A 2,163-nucleotide genomic window follows, 5' to 3' on the forward strand; every position below is an offset into this window, starting at 1 on the left:
CAAGGCAACTTTACGGCTCATCTAACACTCCTTACTGAACGGTTTCCGGACGCACATGGCGTGCGGCAAACATCAGCGCGCCGGACAAGAAGCACGGCAGCGCGCCGAACCACAGCGCGGCGGTCTGCCAGTCACTGCCGGCGGACAACACCTGGGTGGCGCCAAACCCTGCGACCACTGCACCAATCGGCCCCATGGCATGGATGATCGCGCCGCCGGTGGCGCGGATGCTGGTGGGGAAACTCTCGCTGATAAAGAACAACGCCGCCGAGTAAGGCCCGATCAGGAAGAACAGGCCCAGGCTGTAAAGCCCGACCACCATCGGCATGTTGCTTGGGCCAAACAGCATCCCGGCAAATGCCAGGCCACCGAGCATCCAGCCCAGGCCGATCACGTTGCGGCGGCCGATCTTGTCGCCCATCCAGCCGTGGGTCAGGTAGCCGCAGTAACCCACCAGGTTCGACAGCACGAGGATGATCAGCGAGTTCTCGAACGAAATATGGTGCACGCTGACGATCACCGAGGTGCCGAGCACGCTGAACACCTGGATCGCTGCCCAGTTGAGCAACAACGCGGCGCCGATCACCAGCGTGGCGCGCCGTGCCGGACCACGGAAGGCAGCTTTAAGGCCAGCCTTGCTGTGTTCGTCGTAGTCGACGCCGTAAGTCACAGCGACGTTTTGCGCTTCTTTTACCGCGCCGCTTTTACGCAGTTCGCTGATGCGCTGATGGATCTGGAACTGCGGGCTCTCCTTGAGCTTGCGCGCCATGATCGCGATCACGACGGCCGGGATCGCTGCAAAGATGAAACACCCCTGCCAGCCGATAATCGGCAGCAACAGCGCGGTCAACCCGGCAGCGATCAACGCGCCCACCGGCCAGCCGCCCTGCACCAGGCTGTAGATAAACCCGCGGCGCTTGGTCAGTCGTGGGTCTTCCGAGGCGCCATACAGCTCGCTCAGGTACGTGGCGTTGACGGTTTCCTCGGCATAGCCCAGGCCGCCCAGCGAACGAATCAGAATCAGCGGTGACTTGCCCCACGCACCGCCAATCGCGGTAAGTGCCGAGCACAGCGCGGAACCTGCCACGGTAAAAATAATGCCTTTGCGCCGGCCCAACTTGTCCACTACCGGGCCAATCGCAAAGGCGACCACCGCTGTGCCCACCGCCACCCATGTTGCGATTTCAGCTTGCTCCACTTCACCCCAGCCAAAATGCCGGCCGATCTCCGGCAGCAAGGTGCCGAAGAGGATGAAGTCATACACCGCAAACACCCAGGCGAAAAACGCGATCCAGGTGGCAAAGCGCACCTCTTGCGACGTCAGTTGCCGGGGTTTCCAGCCAGTCAGGTCAAGCTTGTTGTAGATGGACATAAATCGCGCCTCGCAGGGTTGGGGCAAATGCCGACTAGCCAAGGTGGAACCTGAACCACAGGTAACGGATGACTCAGATCAGGTACGCGGTTGGCGGCGGATAAAATCGTCGGCAATTTCGTCAAAAGTGACAAAGCGCACGCCGGCATGGCTCTGGATGTGTTCGATCAGGCGCTCGAGCATCAACAGCACTTGCGGGCGGCCGGACACGTCGGGGTGGATGGTCATGGTGAACACCGCGTGTTCGTGTTCGCGGTAAACCCAGTCGAACTGGTCGCGCCACATCTCTTCCAGGTGGCGCGGGTTGACGAAGCCGTGGCTGTTGGGGGCTTTTTTGATGAACATCATCGGCGGCAGGTCGTCGAGGTACCAGTTGGCCGGGATTTCCACCAAGTCGGTTTCTTCGCCGCGCACCAAAGGTTTCATCCAGGTATCCGGGTGCTGGCTGTAGTCGATCTTGGTCCAGCTATCGCCCTTGCGCACGTAGTAAGGGTGGAAGTCGTTGTGCATCAGGCTGTGGTCGTACTTGATGCCTTTTTTCAGCAGCAACTCGTTAGTGACCTTGCTGAACTCCCACCAGGGCGCGACATAACCGGTCGGGCGCTTGCCGGTAACTTGGGTAATCAGCTCGATCGACTTATCGAGGACGATTTCTTCCTGCTCGGCGGTCATCGCGATCGGGTTTTCGTGGCTGTAGCCGTGCACGCCGATTTCGTGGCCGGCGTCGGCCACCGCTTTCATCTGCTCGGGGAAGGTTTCCATTGAGTGACCGGGAATAAACCAGGTGGTGC

The 2,163-nt window shown here is 60.4% G+C and carries 2 protein-coding genes; both read right to left on the minus strand.

Annotation, left to right across the window (positions count from 1 at the left end; translation table 11 throughout):
• Positions 1 to 31 precede the first annotated feature (31 nt).
• The gene (locus FEM54_RS31055; RefSeq protein ID WP_065912690.1) at positions 32 to 1,372 is read right to left on the minus strand and encodes an MFS transporter; all 1,341 of its coding nucleotides are present in this window, start codon (positions 1,370 to 1,372) and stop codon (positions 32 to 34) included.
• A 78-nt stretch (positions 1,373 to 1,450) separates the two neighbouring features.
• Positions 1,451 to 2,163: polysaccharide deacetylase family protein (locus tag FEM54_RS31060; RefSeq protein WP_138454121.1), on the minus strand; the 713-nt coding region annotated here is incomplete at its 5' end.

The sequence above is a fragment of the Pseudomonas edaphica genome (assembly GCF_005863185.1).
GTDB classification, from domain to species: domain Bacteria; phylum Pseudomonadota; class Gammaproteobacteria; order Pseudomonadales; family Pseudomonadaceae; genus Aquipseudomonas; species Aquipseudomonas edaphica.

Bases quoted from the DNA above. Each gene is read 5' to 3' on its own strand.
- FEM54_RS31055 (WP_065912690.1), bottom strand. From the start codon at position 1,372: ATGTCCATCTACAACAAGCTTGACCTGACTGGCTGGAAACCCCGGCAA.